This is a genomic window from Streptomyces sp. NPDC033180, assembly GCF_055577645.1.
Genome location: NZ_JBVIPU010000001.1, coordinates 1,465,625 through 1,473,765, shown reverse-complemented (window position 1 = coordinate 1,473,765; position 8,141 = coordinate 1,465,625). Strand labels below are relative to the sequence as shown.

The 8,141-nt window shown below is 71.0% G+C and carries 7 protein-coding genes and 1 rRNA gene; 3 read left to right on the top strand and 5 right to left on the bottom strand.

Going from position 1 to position 8,141, the window contains the following annotated elements:
* The first annotated feature begins 164 nt into the window (after positions 1-164).
* Positions 165-281 (top strand): 5S ribosomal RNA (gene rrf / locus ACZ5WE_RS06585).
* Between the two features lie 101 nt (positions 282-382).
* Here the strand turns inward: rrf and ACZ5WE_RS06580 are convergent.
* From ACZ5WE_RS06580 to ACZ5WE_RS06560, 5 genes are read right to left on the bottom strand one after another with little or no spacing between them, the layout of a single operon-like run.
* Entirely contained in the window at positions 383-1,693 is a 1,311-nt protein-coding gene (locus tag ACZ5WE_RS06580) for a DUF58 domain-containing protein (RefSeq protein WP_467694835.1), read from the bottom strand.
* Positions 1,693-2,673 carry an AAA family ATPase gene (locus ACZ5WE_RS06575; protein ID WP_467695041.1) on the bottom strand — a complete coding sequence of 327 codons (981 nt, stop codon included), beginning with the start codon at positions 2,671-2,673 and terminating at the stop codon, positions 1,693-1,695. Before ACZ5WE_RS06575 ends, ACZ5WE_RS06580 begins: the two co-directional genes overlap by 1 nt.
* Positions 2,673-4,109 carry a DUF4350 domain-containing protein gene (locus ACZ5WE_RS06570; protein WP_467694837.1) on the bottom strand — a complete coding sequence of 479 codons (1,437 nt, stop codon included), beginning with the start codon at positions 4,107-4,109 and terminating at the stop codon, positions 2,673-2,675. Before ACZ5WE_RS06570 ends, ACZ5WE_RS06575 begins: the two co-directional genes overlap by 1 nt.
* Positions 4,106-4,798, bottom strand: coding sequence for a DUF4129 domain-containing protein (locus ACZ5WE_RS06565; RefSeq protein WP_467694839.1), 693 nt, complete (start codon positions 4,796-4,798; stop codon positions 4,106-4,108). Before ACZ5WE_RS06565 ends, ACZ5WE_RS06570 begins: the two co-directional genes overlap by 4 nt.
* Before the next feature lie 4 nt (positions 4,799-4,802).
* Positions 4,803-6,113: a DUF7847 domain-containing protein gene (locus ACZ5WE_RS06560; protein ID WP_467694841.1), complete on the bottom strand. Its 1,311-nt coding sequence runs from the start codon at positions 6,111-6,113 to the stop codon at positions 4,803-4,805.
* 140 nt (positions 6,114-6,253) lie between these two features.
* On the opposite strand from ACZ5WE_RS06560, the gene mtnA reads away from it, so the two are divergent.
* A complete protein-coding gene (mtnA, locus tag ACZ5WE_RS06555; RefSeq protein ID WP_467694843.1) occupies positions 6,254-7,447 on the top strand; it encodes an S-methyl-5-thioribose-1-phosphate isomerase in 1,194 nt (397 codons plus the stop codon).
* Between the two features lie 4 nt (positions 7,448-7,451).
* Positions 7,452-8,141, top strand: coding sequence for a two-component system response regulator MtrA (mtrA, locus tag ACZ5WE_RS06550; protein ID WP_198502768.1), 690 nt, complete (start codon positions 7,452-7,454; stop codon positions 8,139-8,141).

The window sequence follows — 8,141 nt, the reverse complement described above, 5'->3', positions numbered from 1 at the left end:
GTTGATAGGCCAGATCTGGAAGCCCGGTAACGGGTGGAGGTGACTGGTACTAATAGGCCGAGGGCTTGTCCTCAGTTGCTCGCGTCCACTGTGTTGGTTCTGAAACCACGAACAACCCCGTATGTCGGGCCACGACTACGGTGCGGTTGACAGTTTCATAGTGTTTCGGTGGTCATAGCGTGAGGGAAACGCCCGGTTACATTCCGAACCCGGAAGCTAAGCCTCACAGCGCCGATGGTACTGCAGGGGGGACCCTGTGGGAGAGTAGGACGCCGCCGAACTATTATTGACGGGAAACCCCCGCACCCTCTGGGTGCGGGGGTTTTCTGCGTTCAGGATCTTTGTTATTCACGGCCCCTCTCCGGGGCCTTTTTTGTTTCAGTCAGAGGCGGCCCGCTGCCTTTAGCGACAGGTATGCGTCGGCCAGCGCCGGGGCCAAGTCCGTGGGTGTTGCGTCTACGACTGTGACTCCGTGGCGGATGAGTTGTTCTGCCGTGCGGTGGCGTTCCGCGTGGGCTTGGGCGGCGGCGGCAGCGTCGTACACGGCTTCTGTTGTTCCGCGGGCCTTGGACATCCGCTCTATGTGCGGGTCGGCCACCGATGCCACGAGGACTGTGTGGCGTCGGGTGAGGCGGGAGAGTACGGGAAGCAGGCCCTCCTCGATGGGGGCTGCGTCCAGGCTGGTCAGCAGCACTATCAGAGAGCTGCGGGTTGCGGTACGGAGAGCTGTTGAGGTCAGGCCCCTGGCGTCCGTTTCGACGAGTTCCGGTTCGAGCGTGGCCAGGGCGTTGACGACCGAGGGGAGTACATCGCCCGCAGCTTTGCCTTGGACCAGGGCGCGTACGCGGCGGTCGTAGGCGAGGAGGTCCACGCGGTCTCCCGCCCGGGAGGCCAGGGCTGCGAGGAGCAGGGCCGCGTCCATCGAGGCGTCGAGGCGCGGGGCGTCGCCGACCCGGCCCGCCGAGGTGCGGCCGGTGTCGAGGACCAGCAGGATGTGGCGGTCGCGTTCGGGGCGCCAGGTGCGGATCGCGACGTTGGACTGGCGGGCGGTGGCACGCCAGTCGATGGAGCGGGTGTCGTCGCCGGGGACGTAGTCGCGGAGGCTGTCGAATTCCGTGCCCTGGCCGCGGGTCAGCACGCTGGTGCGCCCGTCGAGTTCCCGGAGGCGGGCCAGTTTGGACGGGAGGTGCTTCCTGCTGGTGAAGGGAGGCAGGACCCGGAGTGTCCACGGGACCTTGTGGCTGCCCTGGCGGGCGAGCAGTCCGAGCGGGCCGTACGAGCGGATGGTGACGCGGTCCGTCTGGTGGTCGCCTCGGCGGGTGGGGCGCAGCCGGGTGGTGAGGCGGCGGCGCTCGCCGGGCGGGATCGTCAGCCGGTGGCGGGAGGCCTCGACCTCGGTGCCGGGGTGCCAGCTGCTGGGGGGCCAGGCGTCGCGGAGTTGGGCGCGCAGGGGCCGGCCGGAGGGGTTGGTGACGGTCAGCTGGATGTCGGCGCGCTCTCCGAGCCGTACGGAGGTGTCGCCGGCGCGGGTCAGGCCGAGACGGCGTACGGGAGCTGCCAGGGCGAAGTCGCAGGCGCAGGCCAGGGCCAGCGGGGCGTTCACGGTGAGGATGCCTGTCCAACTGGGGTCCCAGATGCCTACGGGGAGGCTGCCGAGGGCCGCGAGGAGCGCTGTGCGGCCGGTGAGGGCCATCAGCGGGGGACCGGGACGTGGGCGAGGATCGCGTTGATGACGGAGTCGGTTGTCACGCCCTCCATCTCGGCCTCCGGGCGGAGTTGGACGCGGTGGCGGAGGGTGGGGAGGGCGAGGGCCTTCACGTCGTCGGGGATGACGTAGTCGCGGCCCGTCAGCCAGGCCCAGGCGCGGGCCGTCGAGAGGAGCGCTGTGGCGCCTCGGGGGGAGGCGCCCAGGGTGAGGGACGGGGATTCGCGTGTGGCGCGGCAGATGTCCACTACGTAGGCGGTGATCTCGGGGGAGATCGACGTCTTGGCGACCGCGGCGCGGGCTGCTTCCAGGTCGGCGGGGCCGGCCACCGGGCGGATGCCGGCGGCGTGGAGGTCGCGGGGGTTGAAGCCTTCCGCGTGGCGCGTGAGGACGCTGATCTCGTCCTCGCGGGAGGGGAGGGGCACGGTGAGCTTCAGGAGGAAACGGTCCAGCTGGGCTTCGGGGAGGGGGTACGTGCCTTCGTACTCGACCGGGTTCTGGGTGGCCGCGACGAGGAAGGGCTCCGGGAGCGGGCGCGGGGTGCCGTCGACCGTGACCTGGCGTTCCTCCATCGCCTCGAGGAGAGAGGACTGGGTTTTGGGCGGGGTGCGGTTGATCTCGTCGGCGAGGAGGAGGTTGGTGAAGACCGGGCCCGGCTGGAACGAGAACTCGGTGGTGCGGGCGTCGTAGATGAGGGAGCCGGTGACGTCGCTCGGCATCAGGTCCGGGGTGAACTGGACGCGCTTGGTGTCGAGTTCGAGGGATGCGGCGAGGGCGCGGACGAGCAGGGTCTTCGCCACTCCGGGGACGCCTTCGAGGAGGACGTGGCCGCGGCAGAGGAGGGCCACGACGAGGCCCGTCACCGCGGAGTCCTGGCCGACCACGGCCTTGGAGATCTCGGTGCGCAGGGACTCCAGGGAGGAGCGGGCGCTGGCGGAGCCCCCGGCGTTGTCAGTGGTCGGGTCCATCATGAAGTACGTACCTCTCTTTCGAGGGCGTCGAGTTGGTCGGTGAGGGTGATGAGGGCTGCGTCGTTGCCCGGGGGCGGGCCGAAGAGGAGGGGGTGCAGGTCCTGGCCGGGGGTGCGGAGCCTGGCGGACAGGGCGGGGAGCAGGGTCTCGGGCGTGTGCGCCTGGGCGGGGGAGACACCGAGGAGGAGGGCGATGCGGGTGCGGGTGGCCGAGCGGAGGGCGGCGGAAGCGCGGTCGCGGGCGTTCGCCTTGCGGTAGAGGCGGGCTCGGCCTTCGACGGTTTCGGAGGCGCGGATCGCCACGGGGAGACGTTCGGGAACCAGCGGGCCGAGGCGGCGGGCTCGCCACAGGGCGGCGAGTGCGGCGGCGATGGTGAGTTGCAGGGTGCCCCAGAGCCAGCCGTCGGGGATGAGGTCGAAGAAGCTGCGGTCGGCGGTGTCGTCGGTTGCCGCGTCGTCGGCGGGGGATGGGAGGTACCACACCAAGTGGGGGCGGGAGCCGAGGAGTTGCAGGGCCAGTGAGGCGTTGCCCTGTTCGTCGATGCGGTCGTTGAAGAGGATGTCGGGGGCGCCGAGTACGACGGTGTCGCCGGGCTCTTCGGCGGCCGGGAGCTGCAGCAGGCTGGGGAGGCCGTCGCTGAGGTAGCAGGCTTCGGCGTCCGGAGCGAGGGTTTCGTAGCGGAGGCCGCCCACGTCGGCGGAGCCTGCGCGCTCGGCGGCGGGCAGGGAGCAGCGGGGGGAGAGTGTCGAGTCGAGGCTGGGGGTGGCGTCCACGGAGACCCCCGGTGCCAGGGTGCTGACCGAGGGGGCGCCGGGGGCGAGGAGCACCGTGCGGCCTCGGGAGTCCTCAGTCGCCGCGCGGAGGCGCGACTGCTGACGTTCGGTGAGCCGGTCGGGGGTGGCCACCAGGAGCGTGGTGTCCGGGCCTGCCGCTGCTCCGGCCTCTTCGGAGGTGGTGACCACGCGGGTGGATACGCCGCGGTCGGCGAGGAGTTCGGCGACGGCGCGGCTGCCGTAAGGGTCGGCCGAGCGCGGGTCGAGGCGACCGTGCTGGGCGCCGGAGCGGACGGCCGCGATGGCGATGGCGGCTGCCAGGAGGACGACCAGGGCGAGGAGGATGCCACGGGTCTTGGTCCAGAGTTGGCGGGGGGTGGGGGTTGAGCTGGTGGCGGTTCCGGGGGTGGGTACGGGTGCTGTTGCGGTGGGGGTCGCGGGCTCGGGTGCGGTCGGGGTGGCGGTCGCGGAAGCGGTGGCGGTTGTGGTGGCGCCGGGGGCTGTGGCCGGGGCTGCGGTGGCACCGGCGCCGGAGCCGTTTGTGCTCTCGCTCTCGTTCACCCTCCCTTTGGCGTCGGTGCCGGGCTTGGGGTCGCCCTTGTCCGAGATGGCGTCGGCCGTATGGACATTGTCGTTGTTCGAGTCCTCGGGGGCCGTCAATTGGGGGCTCCCTGGGGGGTGTTGCTCAGGGTGGGCCTTGTTCGGGTCAGGGCCTTGTCCAGGGTGGTGAGGCGGCTGTACGCCGACTCTGTCGCCGTGCGGGCTCCGTACGTGACGGCGTCGAACGACTGGGCTGCCGCCTGGAGTTCGGTGGCGTGGGTCGGCAGGGGGACGGAGGCTTCCGCTGCTGCTTCGTCCGCTGTGCGGCCTGGGCGGGGATCGAGGAGGGCGCGTTCCTCCAGGGAGCGGACCATCGCCCGCATGCGCTCCTGGACCGCTTGGTTCCAGTGGCCCTGGGCGGCGTGTGCCTCGGCGGCGGCACGGTGTTCAGCCGCGGTGCGCGGGCGGTCGTCGAAGAGGGCGGGGGGCGAGGCGTGGGCGCGATGCGGGGTGCCCAGGCGCCACCACAGGGCCGCCGCGAGGGCCAGTACGGCGATGATGATGGCGAAGAGGCCGAGGGCGCCGCCCGGGGTTGCCCCCGAGGCGGCGGTGAACAGGTCGTCCACCCATTCCCAGAAGCGGTTCAGGGCTCGTTGCAGGAGGCTGGGGTCGTTCTCGTGGTAGGCGGGGTCGGACAGTTCGCGCTCGGCTGCCTCCCGCGCCGGGGTGCGCGGGATCGTCACCGGTGGGTCGTCGTCGCCCGTACGTCGGATGACCGCCGTCAGTCCGCGCACCGCTGCCCCCGTCACCGCATCAGCTCCCCGGAGTTCCGGGGGCGTTGGTCGTGCCGGTGCCCTGGAGGCCCGCAGCGCGCGCCAGTTCGAGGTCGAGGGCCTCGCGGCGGATGCGCTGGTCGATGTAGAGGAGGACCGTGACGCCTGCGGTGATCGGGAAGGTGAGCATCGAGCCGATGACCGAGCCGACGCCGCTGACGATCAGGAAGGTCCAGCCGAGGTCGCCGGTGCCGCTGTCGAGGAAGCCGGTGACGCCGTCGCCGCTCAGCGCGCCCGCGATGAGGGTGAAGGGGATGACGATGATCGACGCCACTACGTTGGCGATGATGGCGGCGAGCAGCTGGATGCCGAAGACGCGCCACCAGGAGCCGCGCACCAGCTTCACCGAGCGGGTCATCGACTTCTTCACGCCCTGCTTCTCCAGCATCAGGGCGGGCGAGGCGAGCGAGAAGCGGACAAGCAGCCAGATGGCGACGATCAGGGCGGCGAATCCGCCGAGTACGGCGAGGCTGATGCCCGCGTCGGACGCTCCGGCCACCGCGACCAGTACGCCGGGCAGGGAACCGGCTGCGACGACGGCCATGCCGATGAGCGGGAGCAGCAGCGTCAGGCCGATCAGCCTCAAAAGCTGCGGCCTGGCGTCCTGCCAGGCCTCGGCCGTGGTGACCGACTTACCGAGCACCGCGCGGCTGGTGACCATCGTGAGCAGGGCCGTGGCGACGATCGTGCCGAGCAGGGTGATCAGCAGGATCACGCCGGAGCTCAGCAGAGTGTCGCCCAAGGCGCGGGTCAGTTCGCCGACGGTGGCGCTCGGGTCGTCCAGGGCGTCCGTTGAAGCGCTGTCGTTGAGGACGAGCCCCTGCAGCAGGATGACGACGATCTCCGTGAACACGGCCACGGCAAGGGAGATGCCGAGCACCGTGCGCCAGTACATACGCATCGTGGAGACCGCGCCGTCCAGGATCTCGCCGACGCCGAGGGGCCGCAGCGGGATCACGCCGGGCTTGGCGGCGGGCGGCGGGCCCTGCCAGGCGCCCCAGCCGGGGTAGCCGCCAGGGCCGCCGGGTCCACCGGGGCCGGGCCCTCCGGGGCGTCCGCCGCCCCAGCCGCCACCGGGCGGAGGCGGGGGAGGAGTCGGGGTCTGGCCGGGGGCCGGCGGGCTGGGGGCGGACCACTGGGCGGGCGGCGGCTGCTCCTTGGACCACTTCGAGGGAGGACCGTCGGGCCGGTCCGCGGGCCCGGCGGGTTCGCGCTTGCCGGAGTCCTGTCCGTCGTCGGAGGGATCGGAGGGGGCAGATCCGGGCGAAGCCCAGCCCGGAGAGTCGTTCATCGTCGCTCCTTCACGGTGCCCGTCCGCGGTCGCGGCGGCAGGTTGCCAGCCATCGTGCCACGGCACACCCGTGCGGTGACCGGGCAGCGTATGGGCTGCACACCTTCAATTGTCCGTCAGGTACGGGGCAGACTGGGCGGATGGCTGATCAGTACGCGCAATCAGGCGAGGACACACGGCCGACCGAGACCTCGACGAGCTCGGCGAACGTAGGTAAGGCGGCGAGCCAGGCGATCCCCGTGATCCGCTGGGCCGAGCCCCCGGAGGGCCCCGTACTGGTCCTCCTCGACCAGACCAGGCTGCCCGGCGAGGAGACCGAGCTGGTGTGCACGGACGCGCCCGCCCTGGTGCAGGCCATCCGTACGCTGGCGGTGCGCGGGGCGCCGCTGCTCGGCATCGCCGGTGCGTACGGCGTCGCGCTGGCAGCCGTACGCGGCTTCGACGTGGCCGAGGCGGCGGGCGCGCTCGCGGGTGCCCGGCCCACCGCGGTGAACCTCGAGCACGGCGTACGCAGGGCCCTGACGGCATACCGCTCGGCGCTCGCGGGCGGAGCCGATCAGGAGCTTGCGGGCGCCGCTGCCCTTGAGGCCGCGCGGGCGTTGCACCGGGAGGACGCCGAGGCCAGCGCCAAGATGGCCGTGCACGGTCTGGCGCTGCTCGACGAGATGCTGACCGGCGGCGGTCACCGGATCCTCACGCACTGCAACACGGGCGCGCTGGTCTCGGGCGGTGAGGGCACGGCGTTCGCGGTGGCCCTTGCCGCACACCGGAAGGGGCACCTGCGCAGGCTGTGGGTGGACGAGACGCGTCCCTTGCTGCAGGGTTCGAGGCTGACCGCGTATGAGGCGGCGCGGGCCGGAATGGCGTACACCTTGCTTACGGACAACGCGGCGGGGTCGCTGTTCGCGGCGGGCGAGGTGGATGCCGTGCTGATCGGCGCCGACCGCATCGCGGCCGACGGTTCGGTGGCCAACAAGGTGGGGAGCTATCCGCTCGCGGTGCTGGCCCGCTACCACCACGTGCCGTTCATCGTGGTGGCGCCGGTCACGACCGTGGACCCGGACACCCCGGACGGAGCGTCCATCGAGGTGGAGCAGCGGGCGAGTCATGAAGTGACGGAGGTCACGGCACCCTATGTGCCGATGGCCGGGCTTGAAGCGGGAGGCGGGATCACGGTGGCACCTCTGGGGACCCAGGCGTACAACCCCGCGTTCGATGTGACACCACCGGAGTTGGTGACGGCGATCGTCACCGAGGAAGGCGTCGTGTCGCCCGTGACAGCAGGGGGCCTGGGCGAGCTGTGTGCCAGGTCACGCCAGGTAACGATTAGCTAATGGGATGATGTCAGGCATGAAGGGACGAGTCCTTGTCGTCGACGACGACACCGCACTGGCCGAGATGCTCGGGATTGTGCTGCGTGGTGAAGGTTTTGAGCCGTCGTTCGTAGCTGATGGCGACAAGGCGCTGGCCGCTTTCAGGGAGGCAAAGCCGGATCTTGTACTGCTGGATTTGATGTTGCCGGGCCGTGATGGCATCGAGGTGTGCCGCCTGATCAGGGCGGAGTCCGGGGTGCCGATCGTCATGCTCACGGCCAAGAGCGACACCGTGGACGTCGTGGTCGGTCTTGAGTCCGGCGCCGACGACTACATCGTGAAGCCCTTCAAGCCGAAGGAGCTCGTGGCCCGCATCAGGGCGCGGCTGCGGAGGTCCGAGGAGCCCGCGCCGGAGCAGCTGGCCATCGGTGACCTGGTCATCGACGTGGCGGGGCACTCCGTGAAGCGGGAGGGGCAGTCGATCGCGCTGACGCCCCTTGAGTTCGATCTCCTGGTCGCGCTGGCCCGCAAGCCGTGGCAGGTGTTCACGCGTGAGGTGCTGCTCGAGCAGGTCTGGGGTTATCGCCACGCGGCCGACACCCGTCTGGTGAACGTGCACGTCCAGCGGCTGCGCTCGAAGGTCGAGAGGGACCCCGAGCGCCCGGAGATCGTGGTGACCGTCCGCGGTGTCGGTTACAAGGCCGGACCGAGCTGA